Genomic DNA, 17610 nt, shown 5'->3' on the forward strand with positions numbered 1-17610 from the left:
AGATAACTAACCTTTTTATTAATAGACCAGCTTACCATTAGGTTGATAGATTGATTCCCATTGTCTTACTTTTTGCTTGCGTGTCAACATACTAATACTTTCATGCGCTTTTCTTTGCGTTTCTATAGTAGCAATAGGCGCTTGTTTGGGTGCTCTATATTTTTTATTACGCGTTAAATTATGGCGTCTAATTTTTCTAATATGACTTAACTTTGCTAATTCCGTTTCAGATAAGTATTTATAGTCATCATTGTGATCAAAAACATCTTTATTTCCCGTATTTTCTGCAAAATATTCACTTATATGTTTTTTTATTAATTTATTCACCAATACATGTTTTTTGAAAATTTTACTTGTAGATATGACTTTACGAACATATTGATTTGTTGCAGGTATTACCTTTAAACTGCCATCATACTGCCTTACAGCTGAGCCGCCATTATAATGAGATAAAGCAATATCTAATCTTTGATCATATGTATTCATAAGTTGCTTTAAATATCTAATACCTATATCTATATTAATAGCAATATCATAAAGTTGTGCTGCTGATACTTTAAACTCTCCCATTGCTGTTGCAGGCATAATTTGCATCACCCCTCTTGCTCCGGCATGGCTTAATGCATCGCCTTCAAAATTAGACTCAACCTTAGCAACTGAAAGGGCTATAATGGGGTCTAAGTCATACGCTATAGATTTTTCTATAATGGTATTCATCACTTTTAATTTTTCTGATTGATATGATGCCAGTGCACCTTGAGAGAAAAGCATTAATACACAGCCGACAAAACACATATTAATAATACTTCTTATCACCTGCACTCTAATATTTAAAGTTTTGATTATTTTAACCATTATTTTTTCTCCAGACGTGACAACCATTCATTGTTTAAGGTTGTTATGGAAAGGTTTGAGTTATTTATTTGTGTTTTGATAGCTATAACCTCAGAAATTGATAAAGTACTTTCTATAGCCAAAATAAGCCTTTCCTGTGAGTTAAACTTATTAGGCTTTATTCGCTTTAGCGCTGCATCATAAAAATCGCCATGATAATAAATCACATACTTAAGTGATCCTGCTTTATCTGATTTTGCCTTATTATCTTGAATAACGTCGATTGTTTTTTCTTTATCTAATTGTTGATTTAGTTTTGACTTTGCTGGCACTCCCATAGATATAAGAGTCAAGATTAATAGTGAAAAAAAAGCCATAGATAATGCTAATGCAACTTCAGTTAATGCTTGAGTTGTTGAGTTTTCATGTTCTTTTAAATGAATAGCCACAATACCACTTACGAATAATCTTTATATAAAAGAGATATAAAAGGGTTTGAGTGATTTTATTGACTGTTTGGGATTTAAACTGAAGATTTGTTAAAGCGAAAAAAGTGAGTTGAAAATAAAAAAGGTTTGATATAAAACCAAACCTTTTAAATAAGACTAGCAACTAAGCTGCTTATTTTATTGACATTTAATTTCACTACGGCCTTTATAAGCAACTTTATCGCCTAAAGTACCTTCAATGCGAAGTAGTTGGTTATATTTAGAAACACGGTCAGAACGACACAGTGAACCCGTTTTGATTTGACCTGCAGCAGTACCTACCGCTAAGTCAGCAATTGTTGCATCTTCAGTTTCACCTGAACGATGTGAAATAACAACTGTAAAACCAGCATCTTTAGCCATTTTGATTGCTTCTAAAGTTTCAGTAAGCGAACCAATTTGGTTGAATTTGATTAAAATAGAGTTACCGATGTTTTCATCGATACCACGCTTAAGGATTTTAGTATTAGTAACAAATAAATCATCACCTACTAACTGTACTTTTTCACCAATTTTATCAGTTAATATTTTCCAACCAGCCCAATCACTTTCGTCTAAGCCATCTTCAATTGAAACAATTGGGTGACGCTCAGAAAGACCCGCTAAATAATCAGCAAAACCAGCTGAATCAAATACTTTACCTTCGCCTTTAAGGTCGTATTTACCGTCAACGAAGAATTCAGATGCGGCACAATCTAGCGCTAATGTGATATCTTTATTCATTTCGTAACCAGCAAGCGTTACAGCTTCGGTGATGATAGCAAGAGCTTCTTCATTTGATGCTAAATCAGGTGCAAAACCACCTTCATCACCTACAGCGGTGCTTAAACCACGATCACTTAATACTTTTTTAAGAGTATGGAAAATTTCAGCACCCATACGTAAAGCTTCATTGAAAGTAGATGCGCCTACAGGCTGGATCATGAACTCTTGAATATCAACGTTGTTATCAGCATGCTCACCACCATTGATGATGTTCATCATAGGTACTGGCATAGAATATTGACCTGAAGTGCCATTTAAATCAGCGATATGTTCATAAAGCTCAACACCTTTATCAAGTGCAGCAGCTTTAGCAACAGCTAATGACACAGCAAGAATAGAGTTTGCGCCAAATTTTTCTTTATTTTCTGTACCATCAAGCTCAATCATAATGGCATCAATAGCTGCTTGTTCAACTGGATTTTGACCAATTAAAGCTTCGCCAAGTTCGCCATTAATGTAATTTACTGCTGTTAGAACACCTTTGCCTAAATAACGTGATTTATCACCATCGCGTAACTCTAATGCTTCACGGCTACCTGTTGATGCGCCAGATGGTGCACATGCTCGACCCCAAAGACCGTTATCTAAATGTACATCTGCTTCAACAGTTGGATTACCGCGTGAATCCATTATTTCACGACCAATGATTTTTACTATTTTTGACATTTTAGTTCCTCTTCCCAATGATAATTTTAGTGATTGTGGATATTAATATTAATACCAATTCCATTAAATATATGGTTACTAACTTTATAGAACAGGTATAAATTTTCACATTAAATTTTTGCAATAAAAAAGCCGTGTCAGTGCACGGCTTCTATTACTTCACTACGATGGTAATGATGATTTTTGATATTTTTTGGCTGCTGCAACAAAGCCTGTAAATAATGGGTGTCCATCTCGGGGCGTTGATGTGAACTCAGGGTGAAACTGAGCAGCTATAAACCAAGGGTGGTCTTTATTTTCAATAATTTCAACTAATTTTTTATCTTCAGATAACCCTGTAAATGAAAGACCTGCAGCTTCTAGCTTCCCAACAAAGTTATTGTTAACTTCATAACGATGGCGATGACGTTCAAATATTTCATTCGAGCCATATACTTCAGATACTTTAGAACCAGGTGTTAAGTGACATTTTTGTGCGCCTAAACGCATTGTGCCACCTAAATCAGATGCTTCATCACGTTGCTCAACTTTACCTTCTGAGTCTAACCATTCAGTGATAAGACCAACAACTGGTGCATTACTATTTGCATTAAACTCAGTTGAGTTTGCATCTTCAAGACCAGCAACATTACGTGCATATTCAATTAAAGCAACTTGCATACCTAAACATATGCCTAAATATGGGACTTTATTTTCACGTGCATATTGTGCTGTAAGAATTTTACCTTCGACACCTCTACCGCCAAAACCACCAGGTACAAGAATTGCGTCTAAACCAGCTAATACTTCTACGCCTTTGCTTTCAACATCTTGTGAGTCAACATATTTAATATTAACTGTAACACGATTTTTAAGACCTGCGTGTTTTAATGCTTCATTAACTGATTTATATGCATCTGGTAATTCAATGTATTTACCAACCATACCAATTGTTAATTCTGTTGTAGGGTTAGACTCTTGATAAAGAACTTGTTCCCACTCTTCAAGATTTGCTTCAGGGCAATCTAAATGGAAGCGACGACACACGAGATCATCTAAACCTTGAGATTTTAATAATGCAGGGATCTGGTATATGCTTGGTACATCTTTTAATGAGATAACGGCTTTTTCTTCAACATTAGTAAATAAAGAAATTTTAGCGCGTTCGTTTGCGGGTATTGCTCTATTTGAACGACAAATTAATACATCTGGTTGAATACCAATTGAACGAAGCTCTTTTACTGAATGTTGCGTTGGCTTCGTTTTAAGCTCTCCTGCGGCACCTAAATATGGTAATAAGGTTAAGTGCATGTAAAGTGCAGACTCACGACCTAACTCAGTACCTAATTGGCGAATCGCTTCAAGGAAAGGTAGTGATTCTATATCGCCTACTGTGCCGCCAATTTCAACCATAGCAACATCATAACCTTCAGCACCTTCAATTACACGACGTTTGATGTCATTTGTAATATGTGGGATCACTTGGATGGTAGCACCTAAATACTCCCCTTTACGCTCACGACGTAAAACATCTTCAAAAACACGCCCTTGTGTAAAGTTATTTTTCTTAGTCATTTTAGTACGAATAAAACGTTCGTAATGACCTAAATCTAGATCTGTTTCTGCACCATCTTCAGTTACAAAAACTTCACCATGCTGAATTGGACTCATAGTACCTGGATCGACATTGATATATGGGTCTAATTTTAGAATAGTCACTTTTAAGCCGCGTGCTTCTAAAATTGCTGCTAATGATGCAGCAGCAATACCTTTACCCAAGGATGAAACCACGCCACCCGTTACGAAGATAAATTTTGTACTCATGAGAACCCTAAAATGTGAAAAAACAGTATACCCAAACGACCTAAAGACAATGAATTCAATTGATATAAAATGATTATCAGCCATTGATTTTAGGAAAGGCTTAACACCTTGTCAAAATCAATAACTCAATAAGAACAACTTTTAATCCATTGAAGAAATGCTTGAGGAATTCCACTTTAATATTACATTTTATGAAAAACAGATAATTGTTATTGCATAAAAACATCTAAAATTAGAATTGCGCAAGCATTTTAAGTTTTGTATCTTATGTAGTTTGGGCATTTACCAAGACGGGACGAAATTATACTAAAAACCTAATCTTTTCTCAATGAGAATTATAAAAAATATGATCATTTATTTTTCTCACTTACCTTAACTTCTTCCCATATCATACCCAGCTGTTCCAATGTAACATCTTCAAATTTAATCTTTTGTTGGCTTAAATGTATTTCTAATTGCATAAACCTATTAGTGAACTTTTGATTTGCCTCTCGTAATAGTTGCTCTGGGTCCTTTTTTGCGTGTCTAGCAACATTTACTAAAGCAAACATTAAATCTCCAATTTCTTCGGCAGTTTTATCTGAGTAAGGGTCTAAATAAAGTTCTTGTTCAACTTCATCCACTTCCTCTTTTACTTTATCCCAGGCTCCTGAAACTTCAGGCCAATCAAATCCAATATGAGCAACGCGCTTTTGGATTTTATTTGCTTGACTTAAAGCGGGTAAATTTTTTGGAATATCAGCTAAAACTGAAACTTCTTTTCCTGCTTTTATTTCTCTTTCTTTCGCTTTCTCATTTTCCCAGTTTTGCTTGATTTTAATCTCATCATTAAATTTTTGTTCTCCAAATACATGTGGATGACGGCGGGTAAGCTTTTCACATACAGTTTCAACGATATCATTAAAATTAAAATGCTGATCTTCAGTCGCTAATTGTGCATAAAAAATCACTTGAAAAAGTAAATCGCCTAATTCTTTTTTTAACTCATTAAAATCACTTTGTTCAATTGCATCAGCAACTTCATAGGCTTCTTCAATGGTATGAGGCACAATTGATTTATAGCTTTGCTTTAAATCCCATGGACAACCTGTTTCAGGTGTACGTAATTGCTTCATGATTTCTATTAAGTTTTCTATTGGGTGACTCAAAATTTATTACCTTATTGGTATAGCAAAGGCCAATATATCCTTCCCCTTTGCATATATAAATGCTACATGGAAATACATGATTTCAGCAAGTCGACAAACGTGCCAAATGCTAGGGGCTGTTGATCTTTCGAGATTACTTTTGCAGCGAATTGTTGGGAATTTATACAAGGCAGAGGCTTTGTCATGTGGTTGTTCCACATAAAAAGCCGATAACGCAGTAAAAATGCCCAACAAACGCTGTCCGAAGGATTCGGCTAAAAGCATTTTATTCTTTGTTGAGTCGTATTTACTTAGAATGACTAGGCTACACACTACTCGCCGCGACTAAAATGCTTTTATCTCGAACAAAATTTAACCCTGAAAGATCAACAGCTCCTAAGCATAAGAGTATCGTTAAGTCATATTCTCAACAAATATCTTATAACAACGCAGTTGGCCGCTTATCGTCTGCCCTACGTGAGTTATTATTTAAATTTTCGTAACAGATTTATTAATGATGACGCATAGCTTCATACACACCTTCTATTTGTCGTACCTTTGTTAATACACGATTCATTGCAGATAAATCTGTAATTTCAAGTTTCATATCAAAAATAGCTAACTGTTTTTGCGGCTGTGTGTTTAAGCTCATATTCAATACATTAATTCGTTCATTTGCGAGCACAGAACTAATATCACGCATCAATGCTGGTCTATCATTGGCTTCAATACGTATAGTCAATGCATAATTAGTTTGAACATCTTCAGCCCAACTAACATCAGTTACACGCTCAGGTGCTGAATTACACAGTTGAATAAACTGTTCACAATCATTGCGGTGTACGGCAATTCCTCTACCTAAGGTGATATATCCTGAAATCGTATCTCCTGGCACAGGTTGACAACAACCCGCAACATGGCTCATTAAGCTACCAACACCGTCAACAACAATGCCATTTTTGTCACCTTTTGTAGTACATGCTTTATGATGATGTTTAAACTTTGGTATGTCGTCTTTTACTTGTCTACTTTGTAAGTAATTTATAAATTGTGCTAAACGAACATCCCCAGCACCAATAGCAACTAATAACTCATCAACTTGGTTGAAATTAAAACGTTTTACAGCACCTTCTAATTCTTTATTAGTAAGTTCATGTTTAATTAACTCAGCATCAGCGATTTCTTTTCCTGCGGCTAAGTTTTTATCTCTATCTTGTTGTTTAAACCAATGATGGATTTTCGCACGTGCTCTGGAAGATTTAATATAACCAAGAGAAGGATTTAACCAATCACGACTTGGACTAGGTTCTTTTTTTGTTAATATTTCAATTTGATCGCCCGTTACTAATTGATGCGTAAACGGCACAATTTTACCAAATATTTTAGCTCCAATGCATCTATGTCCCACATTGGAATGAATATAATAAGCAAAATCAAGTGGTGTAGATCCCAAAGGCAAATCAACAATGTCACCTGAAGGGGTAAATACATAAGCGCGATCTTCAATCACTTGATTTTTTAGCTCTTCAGCAAGTTCCATATCATCTGCTAGGCTAGAATCATCAACCACTTCTTCTTGCCATTGCAATAATGAACGTAACCAGTTTATTTTTTGATCATACCCTGACTTTTTACTCGGTAATGATCCTTCTTTATACTTCCAATGCGCAGCAACACCAAGTTCAGCATTTTCATGCATAGCTTGCGTTCTAATTTGTACTTCAACTGTTTTCCCTTCAGGGCCAAGCACCACTGTATGAATTGATTGATAACCATTAGGTTTAGGTGTCGCAATGTAATCATCAAACTCTTTATGCAAATGCTGCCAATTTGTATGCACAATACCTAATGCAGCATAACAATCTTGGATATGATCAACTACAACTCTTATAGCACGTATATCAAATAGCTGTTCAAAATCGTAGTTCTTTTTATACATTTTTTTGTAAATGCTAAAAATATGCTTGGGACGCCCATCAACTTGCGCGTCTACATTTGCTTCATCTAATTTTGATTGAATAGAAGCAACCATATTTGTCATATAAGATTCGCGATCTAGACGTTTGTCATCTAATAACTTTGCAATTTTTTTATAATATTCAGGATGTAAATAACGAAAAGAAAGATCTTCTAATTCCCACTTTATTTGTCCAATACCCAAACGATTTGCTAAAGGAGCAAAAATACTACTTGTTTCTTTGGCTGCAATTACGCGCTCTTCTTCGTTAGCATTTTTGACACTACGTAAGTGGCATACCTGTTCTGCTAGTTTTATTACTACAGCACGTACATCTTCAACCATAGCTAAAAGCATACGCCTGATATTATCTATCTGCACAGTACCTTTATTTTGATGCGCTAAGGTGCTAATTGTCGCCATTTGAAAAACGCCTTTAAGCAAGCTTGCTAAAGAATTGCCTAATTTGTCTTCAACATTTTCAATGGTGATAACTTTCCTTAAATAAAAAGGGGTTAAATAGGCGGTCGCAAGTGTTTCTGGATCCATATTTAGCCCAGCTAATATTTCAACCATTTCCCTTGATTGTTCAAATAGTAAGTTTTCATCCAAATCCTGGCAAAAATCTATTGCTAGACGCATTGTAACTAGCTGTTCATCATTTAGATCAATTAATTCTAGCCAATGAGTCTCTGAATCATCATTTATATGCGATTGACGAATTGAAACCATAAAACACTTCCTTTTTACGACTAATACTTACTAAGACTTTGCAAACAAAGCCATAGTTTCAACATGTCCGGTATGTGGAAACATGTTCATTAAGCCAGTTTTACTAATATTAAAACCAGCATCTACAATTAATTTACTATCTCTCGCTAATGTTACTGGATCGCAAGATACATACAATATACGAGAAAAATGCTTTAGTTTAAGTTGAGATAAAATATCAAATGCTCCCGCTCTTGAAGGGTCAAGTACTAATACGTCATACTCTTCATTAAACCAGCTTGATTTTGCCATTGGTTCATTTAAATCCTGACAAAAAAACTTTGCATTTTCTATTTGATTATTTTGCGCATTAAACTTTGCCATTTCAACAGACGAAGATACACCTTCTATACCAATGACCTTATTTACTCTTTGTGCCATCGGTAAACTAAAATTACCAATACCACAAAATAAGTCCAGTATTTTTTCATCATTTTTTAAATTTAACCAGTCAATTGCTTGTTTTAACATTGCCCTATTAACTTTATGATTAACTTGAATAAAATTATCAAAAGAAAAATTAAACTTAATATCAAACTCATTTATAAAATAATGCAGAATATACGTACTTTTATTATTAATGACTGCTTGTATTGCCGCATTTTTGTCAGTAAATTTATATTGTCCTGTTTCACCTTCGAATACGATTTTCCAGCCATTTTTATCTGCCTCTAAAGCGATTAAATTAATATCTTTTTCACTTAATGGCTTTATATGACGAATTATAATTAAAGCCAGAACTTCAGTCTTATATAATTGTAAATGTGTAATCGACTGACCTGTTTTAAGCCTTGCTAATAGTGGATGGAACACGTCAAAAATATTATTAAAACAAGACTCTAAAACTTGGCAACTATTAATATTGATTATCTTTTTTGAACCCTTTTGACGATAACCAAATAAATATTCTTTTTTATTTTTATCATAAAATACTGCTATACGGGCTGTTCGACGATATGATAAAGGCTGACTATTTATGACCGATTGCCAATTTAAGTCTATTTTTGCATCACCTAAAAACTTTTCAAATAAAGAGTTAACGGCTTTTTGCTTTTCAGCTAATTGTTGCTCTGTAGCTAAATGCTGCAACTGACACCCGCCACAAACGTTATAATGAACACAAAATGGCTGAACCCGATATGGACTGGGCGTTATCACTTTATTTACCGTGTAACGTTCAAATTTAGCTTTACTTTGTGTCAAAGTGGCTAATACAGTTTCTCCAGGTAAAGCACCTTCAACAAAACCCACTTTTTTATTTACTCTCGTAATACCTATCCCTTCATGGTTTAAAGTATCGATAGTCAGTTGCTGCTTTCGTTTTACAACTGTTTTTTTTTGTGGCTTGAAAAATAGTGCCATTAATAATGCCTTGATTATGTTTTCGATTAAATAAATTGCACTTAAAATTCAATAAATAAAAGCACAATGATTGATTAAGCAAAACTTAAGCTTTACTCTTAGTTATTAAATTAAAAATATTAAAAATTACTTTATATGACTAAATTAGGTTTAAAAGAATGGGTTTTATTACTCACTTTAATGCCCGCAATGATCATAGGTTTAGTACTTGGATCTTATTTTACTATAAATCGTTATTTTGAATTAAATGACTTTTTAATTAAACAGGGAACTCATATTATTGAATCTTTAGCAATTTCAGCTGAAGACGCTTTATTCAATAAAGATAAAAATACATTAAACCGTTTAATTCGTCATAGTCATAATAAACAATCACCTTTAATTAAAAGCATTGCTGTATTTAATCATGATAATCAGTTGGTTGTTACTAGTAATAATCATCGTCACTTTTCACAATTAAAGCAAAAAACAAACACTAATTTAAATAAAAGTACTACAGTCACATTTTACGATAATTATATTGTTTTCCATACGCCTATTTTTGATCATTCAACCTCAATGAATAGTGTAACCTTAACTCAAGCTCTGCCGATTATTGGTTTTATTGCGATACAAGTTAACAAAGAGCAAGCTATTATGGCAAAACAGCAATCTGTCATTTTTAGTATTGTTGTTATTTTATCTACTTTAATTTTAGCTTTAATACTTTCCTTAAGATTAAGCCAACGCTTATCTAAACCACTACAAAAAATTGTTTTAGCAATAGATAAATTGAAAGAAGGTAAACAAGATATTGCGATAGATACACCCATGGGTGGTGAATTTGAACTGATCAGACAAGGTTTAAATAATATATCTCATAATATGATCATGCAAAAAGATGAAATGCAAAAAAATATAGATCAAGCCATCAGTGATTATAGAGAAACACTAGAGCAATATGAAACTCAAAATATCCAGTTAAATATTGCAAAACAAGATGCACAAGATGCCAACAGAGTAAAATCAGATTTTTTAGCTAAAATGAGTCATGAATTGAGAACACCATTAAATGGGGTTATCGGATTTACTAGGCAACTTTACAAAACCCCTTTAAATGAAAACCAAGTTGATTATTTAGATACTATAGAGTTATCAGCTAATAGTTTATTAAATATTATTAGTGATATTCTTGATTTTTCCAAGCTGGAAGCTGGCGCAATGGAGCTTGAGAAAATACACTTTCAATTAAGAGATACAGTAAATGAAGTTTTGACTTTGTTAGCGCCAAGTGCCCATGAAAAGTCATTAGAGTTATCAATTTATATACAAGATAAAGTCCCTGAAAATTTAATTGGCGACCCAACTCGATTCAAACAAATACTGATTAATTTGATTAGTAATGCAATTAAATTCACTGAATCAGGTAGCATAACGATCGACATAGAATGTCGTCTTTTTGATATCAAACATACCTCGTTATTGGTCGCAATTAAAGATACGGGTCATGGTATCAGTACCGATAAACAAGACTCTTTATTTATGGCATTTGGACAGGCAGATTCTAGTATCACCAGAAAGTTTGGCGGCACAGGCTTAGGTTTAATTATCACTAAACATATTGTTGAAGCGATGAAAGGCGGCATTTCCTTAAACTCAGCTTTAGGCAAAGGTAGCTGTTTTACATTTAATGCAATGTTCGAACTACCAGAACATGATTATATAGATATATTGCCAATCAATAGCCTCAAACAAAAACACGTTTTATATTTTGAACCCCATGAACATTCACATGATTCAACTTTAACCATATTAGAAAACTGGGGACTACGTGTTGAAGCATGTAAAACTATAGAAGAGTTAGAGTCCACGCTCAATCAAGAGTTGAATTTTGATATATCGATTATAGGACACAGCCCATCACCTGATACAATGAAAGAGATACGAACCTTGGTCAGCATGACTCGTGAGCATACTGATTACCTTTATTTAATGGTTAATACAATTTCTCATAATATGCGTGAAGCACTTGTCACTATTGGTGCAGATGCCTGCTTAAGTAAACCTGTCAATCATAAAAAATTATGTGAAACTTTAGCCGCGCCATACCGATTAGATCACCCTTCAATTCACACACCAACAGCCAATGAACAAGTTTTACCTTTAAAAGCATTAATTGTTGATGATAATGCAGCAAACCTCAAACTCCTTTGCACATTATTAGATGAGCAAATCGAAAGCTTTGATACCGCACATAATGGTGCTCAGGCTCTGAGTTTAGCTAAGAGCCGTAAATATGATTTAATCTTTTTAGACATTCAAATGCCTATTATGGATGGTATAACCGCCTGTAAAATGATTTTAGATTCATCCCTAAATGAAGATACCCCTATTATAGCCGTAACGGCTCATGCGCTAGCTAGCGAAAAAGAACACTTATTAAAAATAGGTTTTAGAGGATATTTAACCAAGCCATTAGACGAAGATATGCTACGTCAAGCTATCCATGAATACGGTGAACACAATATGCCTAAAAAGAACTTGAAAATTCCAAAGACTAAAACAAACAAATATAAACTCAACTCTCCAAATGCACCATTTAAAAGCAGTATTGTAGATTGGTCTCTTGCATTAGAGCGTGCAGGCGGTAAAAGTGAACTAGCTCATGAAATGCTTAATATGTTAATGAGGAGCATTCCTGAAACACAAAAGAAATTAGAGCAAGCTTATATAGACCGAGAGCGTGAAATAATTCTGCAAATCATACATAAATTCCATGGTGCTTGCTGTTATACCGGAGTGCCAAAATTAAAAACATTAGCAGAGACTATGGAGCTTTCACTTAAAAAAGGTGCTTCGATACAAGATATCGAGCCAGAACTTTTTGAGTTTCAAGATGAGTTAATTAACTTGATGTCTGATGCCAGTATAGAAGAAATATCATAAACTGTGATTAATCTTCCCTACTCGTTTTAGAGAAGATTATACCCAAGCCACTTGATAATGCTTGTTTCAGAATTTATCAGGTGAGTTAGCACAAGGCACATCATTTTAGGAATGCTTATTGCCTTCAAACTGATGTAACGTAGTGATTACTTACCTGATAAATTCCCTACGGTCGGGTTTTAAATGGTTAACTACCGCGTTATTTATGTTGATAAGGGAATAACCATTACCTGCAATAAATGTCTTGTATTTGACCATTTAAACTCCCGCTGAAATCATGCATTTCCAAGTAGCTTGGGTATATTATGTTCTTTTATGTAATAAATAAGTCGCAAAAGCAATAAAAATTAGACTAGGTACAATCGCACCAATAGCAGGTGGGATCTCATAAACTAACACAATCGGGCCAAAAATTTTGTCCGTTAAGTTAAATACAATACCTGTCACAACACCCATTATAATTCTTGCGCCCATTGTAACAGTACGTAAAGGACCAAAAATAAATGATAAAGCAACCAGCAACATTACAGCAATTGATACCGGTTGCATTAATTTACGCCAGAGCGCTAATTCATAATTACTGGTATCTTGATCGTTTTGCTCTAAATAATTTAAATAAGATATAAGACCTGAAAATGCCAAAGATTCTGGCTTTATTGACACAACGCCTAATTTTTCAGGTGTTAAATCAGAATGATACAACTCTTGTTCGAGTGTTTGTGAAGTTACTTTATCTTTTCCTAAGTGAATACGATTGACATCTTTTAACATCCAACCTTGTGGGTGGGCTGTTGCTGTTTTTGCTTGAGTAACTTGCTTGAGCTCTAATGTCATTTTATCAAAATCATACATATTGAGTCCATTTAAACGCCCAGAAGAATCAACATTTTCTATATTAATAAATACGTCACCATCTTTTGCCCAAATACCTTTTTTAGCATTTAAAACACTGCCTCCTGATATGGCCGATACTCTGAGCTTTTTTGCTGCTTTTTGTGCTTCAGGGACACCCCACTCACCTATTGCCATCATGCACAAAGCTAAAAATAAAGCGGTTTTCATAACCGACATGATTATTTGTAAACGAGACATACCAGCTGATTGCATTACAACTAGCTCACTATTTGAAGCCAACGCACCTAAACCAGTTAAACCACCAATAAGCGCAGCCATAGGAAAGAATAATACCAAATCACCAGGCATACTATACAAGGTATAAAGTCCTGCTGCTGCTAAATCATAGGTACCACGACCAACCGATCTCAGCTGCTCAATAAATTTAATTAAAGTATTTAGTCCTACTAACACCATCAAAGCAAAACCCGTGGTTTGTATAATGCTGCGGCCTAAATACCAATCAAGTGTTTTCAACTCATCATGCCTTTTAAATAATGCTTAAAATAAACGATTTTATTATTACTAAAAATGTATTTAAACTAACTAGCCGTTTTTTTAAATTTAGCGAAAATAAATGAACCTATGGGTCTGTCTTTTAAGATAAGTAAGGAACCAATAAATAACGCTGATAAATGGATCCACCACAAACCTAGAGATTGAGGGATTTTACCGTCGGCCAATGCAAATTTAGCTGCATTTAAAAATATAAAATACCCTAGATATAAACCAAGTGCTGGTACTAATTTAGCAAACTTACCTTGACGTGGATTAACAACACTTAAAGGAACTGCTAGCAAGGTCAAGATAGGTATTGATAATGGGATCGCAATACGCCATTGAAACTCTGATCTGGCCTCATTGTTATCCATAACGGCAAGCTCATAGCTTGGTACAGCTTTTAGTTTTCGCCTTTTATGCTCAATGGCTTGCTCTTGAATTTGAACATCATACCCTTCAAATTCGGTATAAGTTAATTCTTGACTCTTATTTTGAATTTCATATCTTTTACCATTTGATAATATGAGCTTTTGCTCCCCAGATATATCTTCAACAACAGTGCCTTTTTCTGCATAAACAATTTGAGCTTTTTTATTAGCTTCAGGTGCTAAGTTTTGCTCTTCTTGTGATTCTGGCAATTGCGCTACAAACACACGTTTTAACTCACTACCACCTTGATTTATATCGTGAATAAAAACAACGGCTTTACCATTTTCTGTTTGCTGGAAACGTCCAGCTCTTAAAGATGATAATCCAGCATCAGCTTCAGCCTGCTCTCTTAACTGATATTCTTGTTCACTCGCCCAAGGCGCCAAATATAAAGTAACAATACCTGCAAATATAGCCATGATAAAACTTGAAACTAAGGTTACGCGAGTAACATACCACTCACTTACACCACATGCTTTTAAGACAGTCATTTCACTGTCAGCATAAATTCGACTGTAAGCTAAAATAATACCAAGGAATATGCTCAAAGGTAGTATTAAAGAAGCTAACTGAGGTAGTTTAAGTGCTAAAAACGACATCACTAACTTGCCAGGGATCCCGCCTTCTGAAGCTGAACTTAAAATGCGTACAAATTTTTCACTGACAAAAATTGTCATCAAAGTAAAGAAGACTGCAAATTGAGATTTAAGTATCTCAACAGTTAAATAACGAAAAATTAGCAATCTATGCCCCTATAAACATCTCTTTTCACTGGAATAGTGTGGAATTTCGAGTAAACTTGTTATTTTTAGAAGTTAATTATATGTCATTGACGCTGAAGGTACACAAAAATTTGTAACTAGCGGCAATAGAAAGCAAATTAAAGGTAGGTGTCGCTATGGAATTTAGCGTAAAAAGCGGAAGTCCGGAAAAGCAAAGAAGTGCTTGTATTGTTGTTGGTGTTTATGAACCACGACGTTTATCTCCGATTGGTGAGCAGTTAGATCGTATTAGCGATGGTTATATCTCAAACTTATTACGCCGTGGAGATTTAGAAGGTAAACCAGGACAAATGTTGCTACTACACCATGTACCTAATGTACTGAGTGAGCGCATACTGCTTGTAGGTTGTGGTAAAGAACGTGAATTAGATGATAAACAATATAAACAGATCATCTCAAAAACAATCAGCACTTTGAATGAAACGGGTTCAATGGAAGCTGTATGCTTTTTAACTGAGCAGCACGTAAAAGGGAGAGATACTTACTGGAAAGTGCGTCAAGCAGTTGAAACAACCCAAGACAGTTTATATACGTTTGATCAACTTAAAAGTAAAAAAAGCGATACTCGTCGCCCTTTACGAAAAATAGTCTTTAATGTACCAACGCGCCGTGAATTGACAATTGGTGAAAGTGCAGTAGAGCATGGACTTGCTATCGCTGAAGGCATGAAATTATGTAAAGACGTTGCAAATATGCCACCAAACATCTGTAATCCAGCTTATTTAGGTGAAGAAGCTAAAAAAATTGCAGCTGATTACGACAAAGTAAAAGTAAATATTGTGGGTGAAACAGAAATGGCTGAACTCGGTATGAACTCATACTTAGCAGTTGGTCGTGGTAGTGAAAATGAATCTGTTATGTCTGTGATTCATTATAACGGTGCACCAGAAAATCAAGCACCAATTGTATTAGTTGGTAAAGGACTTACTTTTGACTCAGGCGGTATTTCATTAAAACCAGGCGAAGGCATGGACGAAATGAAATATGATATGGGCGGTGCAGCTGGTGTTATTGGTACTATGCGTACATTAGCACAAATGAACTTACCAATAAATGTAATTGGTGTACTTGCTGGATGTGAAAATATGCCAGGCTCAAATGCATATCGACCTGGTGATGTTTTAACCACAATGTCTGGACAAACAGTAGAAGTATTAAATACCGATGCTGAAGGTCGATTAGTATTATGTGATGCATTAACTTATGTTGAAAGCTTTGACCCTGAACTTGTAATAGATGTTGCGACACTAACAGGTGCTGTCATTGTTGCTTTAGGTCATCATGCGACAGGTGTTTTAGCAAACCATAATCCATTAGCACATGATATTCTAAAAGCATCCGAACAAAGTGGTGACAGAGCTTGGCAATTACCTTTATGGGATGATTACCAAGAACAACTTGCAAGCCCATTCGCTGACTTTACAAATTTAGGCGGGAAAGCTGCGGGTACGATTACTGCTGCATGCTTCTTATCTAAATTTACTAAAAAATATAATTGGGCACATTTAGACATTGCAGGGACAGCATGGAGAAGTGGTGCAAACAAAGGAGCGACCGGTCGACCAGTACCTATGTTAGCTCAATACTTATTGAACAAAGCAGAAGAAATTCAAACCCCAGAAGCTTAATATAGATATCAATTATTTAGGTTTAATATGTTATTAATTTTGAACAGTTAAACTTAAAAAATATATCAAGATTTATAAATAAATCCCCTTTCGCTTTTGCGATAGGGGATTAGTTTTTATAGAATAGCCCATTGATTAAATAAAAAAGACTGTTATGGACGCTATTTTTTACGTTTTAAAACAAAATACAGAACAGGATGAAGCTGAGCTGGAAACACATATTCCGGCTCATTTTAATCTCGCTGCACACTTAGCCGCAGATCAATTTAGACAAGGAAAGCGCATTTTTATTTATACAAATGACAAAAACGATGCTCATTTAATTGATGAATATTTATGGTTATTTGAAGCGAATAGCTTTGTACCACATAACCTTCAAGGTGAAGGTCCTGTAAATGGTGCCCCAGTAGAAATTGGTGACTCTACACCTGTGGGAAACAGAAGAATTTTAATTAATTTGGCAACCAAAGTTCCAGATTTTATAAACAGATTTAATCAAGTTTTTGATTTTGTTCCTAGCGATTCAAACCTTAAACAGGCAGCTAGAGAAAGATATAAATATTTACGACAAATGGGCGTAAATATTTCTACACAAAATATTGAAACTTAATACAAATACCCGTAACCATTCATGATACGGCTATAGATAAACTAAAAAATTAGATTAAGGCTCCAATA

At 34.7% G+C, this 17610-nt stretch carries 12 protein-coding genes and 1 pseudogene; 3 read left to right on the top strand and 10 right to left on the bottom strand.

What is annotated here, in order from left to right:
• Positions 1-18 precede the first annotated feature (18 nt).
• From CJF42_RS06705 to rlmD, 8 genes and pseudogenes are all read right to left on the bottom strand, one after another.
• Positions 19-855 carry a lytic transglycosylase domain-containing protein gene (locus CJF42_RS06705; RefSeq protein ID WP_170940508.1) on the bottom strand — a complete coding sequence of 279 codons (837 nt, stop codon included), beginning with the start codon at positions 853-855 and terminating at the stop codon, positions 19-21.
• Positions 855-1283 (bottom strand): hypothetical protein, encoded by a 429-nt coding sequence (locus CJF42_RS06710; protein WP_095365939.1) that lies wholly within the window; start codon positions 1281-1283, stop codon positions 855-857. The genes CJF42_RS06705 and CJF42_RS06710 overlap by 1 nt, the downstream gene beginning before the upstream one ends.
• Before the next feature lie 177 nt (positions 1284-1460).
• The gene (gene eno / locus CJF42_RS06715) at positions 1461-2753 is read right to left on the bottom strand and encodes a phosphopyruvate hydratase (RefSeq protein WP_095365940.1); all 1293 of its coding nucleotides are present in this window, start codon (positions 2751-2753) and stop codon (positions 1461-1463) included.
• A gap of 162 nt (positions 2754-2915) precedes the next feature.
• Entirely contained in the window at positions 2916-4556 is a 1641-nt protein-coding gene (gene pyrG / locus CJF42_RS06720; RefSeq protein ID WP_095365941.1) for a CTP synthase, read from the bottom strand.
• A 350-nt stretch (positions 4557-4906) separates the two neighbouring features.
• Positions 4907-5704, bottom strand: coding sequence for a nucleoside triphosphate pyrophosphohydrolase (gene mazG, locus CJF42_RS06725; protein WP_286203475.1), 798 nt, complete (start codon positions 5702-5704; stop codon positions 4907-4909).
• Positions 5705-5812: 108 nt separating this feature from the next.
• Positions 5813-6016, bottom strand: a pseudogene (locus CJF42_RS28520) (hypothetical protein); the annotation flags it as partial.
• A 178-nt stretch (positions 6017-6194) separates the two neighbouring features.
• On the bottom strand, positions 6195-8372 hold the full coding sequence (gene relA, locus CJF42_RS06735) for a GTP diphosphokinase (protein WP_095365942.1): 2178 nt from the start codon (positions 8370-8372) through the stop codon (positions 6195-6197).
• 30 nt (positions 8373-8402) lie between these two features.
• Positions 8403-9773, bottom strand: coding sequence for a 23S rRNA (uracil(1939)-C(5))-methyltransferase RlmD (gene rlmD / locus CJF42_RS06740; protein ID WP_095365943.1), 1371 nt, complete (start codon positions 9771-9773; stop codon positions 8403-8405).
• A 135-nt stretch (positions 9774-9908) separates the two neighbouring features.
• Here rlmD and barA point away from each other — a divergent pair, with 135 nt between their 5' ends.
• Complete coding sequence (gene barA, locus CJF42_RS06745; protein WP_095365944.1) at positions 9909-12698, top strand: two-component sensor histidine kinase BarA; 2790 nt, start codon at positions 9909-9911, stop codon at positions 12696-12698.
• A 303-nt stretch (positions 12699-13001) separates the two neighbouring features.
• Here barA and lptG read toward each other — a convergent pair whose 3' ends face one another.
• Together lptG and lptF are read right to left on the bottom strand one after the other, a co-directional pair.
• A complete protein-coding gene (gene lptG / locus CJF42_RS06750) occupies positions 13002-14009 on the bottom strand; it encodes an LPS export ABC transporter permease LptG (protein ID WP_252097545.1) in 1008 nt (335 codons plus the stop codon).
• Positions 14010-14134: 125 nt separating this feature from the next.
• Positions 14135-15265, bottom strand: coding sequence for an LPS export ABC transporter permease LptF (gene lptF / locus CJF42_RS06755; RefSeq protein ID WP_095365946.1), 1131 nt, complete (start codon positions 15263-15265; stop codon positions 14135-14137).
• Positions 15266-15420: 155 nt separating this feature from the next.
• On the opposite strand from lptF, the gene pepA reads away from it, so the two are divergent.
• Entirely contained in the window at positions 15421-16932 is a 1512-nt protein-coding gene (gene pepA / locus CJF42_RS06760; protein ID WP_095365947.1) for a leucyl aminopeptidase, read from the top strand.
• 154 nt (positions 16933-17086) lie between these two features.
• On the top strand, positions 17087-17542 hold the full coding sequence (locus CJF42_RS06765; RefSeq protein ID WP_095365948.1) for a DNA polymerase III subunit chi: 456 nt from the start codon (positions 17087-17089) through the stop codon (positions 17540-17542).
• The last annotated feature ends 68 nt before the right edge of the window (positions 17543-17610 follow it).

The organism is Pseudoalteromonas sp. NBT06-2 (assembly GCF_002276045.1).
Lineage (GTDB): Bacteria > Pseudomonadota > Gammaproteobacteria > Enterobacterales > Alteromonadaceae > Pseudoalteromonas.

Excerpts from the sequence above, each read along its gene's own strand:
- pyrG (WP_095365941.1), bottom strand. The coding sequence starts at position 4,556 with ATGAGTACAAAATTTATCTTCGTAACGGGTGGCGTGGTTTCATCCTTG.
- CJF42_RS06765 (WP_095365948.1), top strand. The coding sequence starts at position 17,087 with ATGGACGCTATTTTTTACGTTTTAAAACAAAATACAGAACAGGATGAA.
- rlmD (WP_095365943.1), bottom strand. The coding sequence starts at position 9,773 with ATGGCACTATTTTTCAAGCCACAAAAAAAAACAGTTGTAAAACGAAAG.
- eno (WP_095365940.1), bottom strand. The coding sequence starts at position 2,753 with ATGTCAAAAATAGTAAAAATCATTGGTCGTGAAATAATGGATTCACGC.
- lptG (WP_252097545.1), bottom strand. The coding sequence starts at position 14,009 with ATGGTGTTAGTAGGACTAAATACTTTAATTAAATTTATTGAGCAGCTG.
- pepA (WP_095365947.1), top strand. The coding sequence starts at position 15,421 with ATGGAATTTAGCGTAAAAAGCGGAAGTCCGGAAAAGCAAAGAAGTGCT.
- relA (WP_095365942.1), bottom strand. The coding sequence starts at position 8,372 with ATGGTTTCAATTCGTCAATCGCATATAAATGATGATTCAGAGACTCAT.
- barA (WP_095365944.1), top strand. The coding sequence starts at position 9,909 with ATGACTAAATTAGGTTTAAAAGAATGGGTTTTATTACTCACTTTAATG.
- CJF42_RS06705 (WP_170940508.1), bottom strand. The coding sequence starts at position 855 with ATGGTTAAAATAATCAAAACTTTAAATATTAGAGTGCAGGTGATAAGA.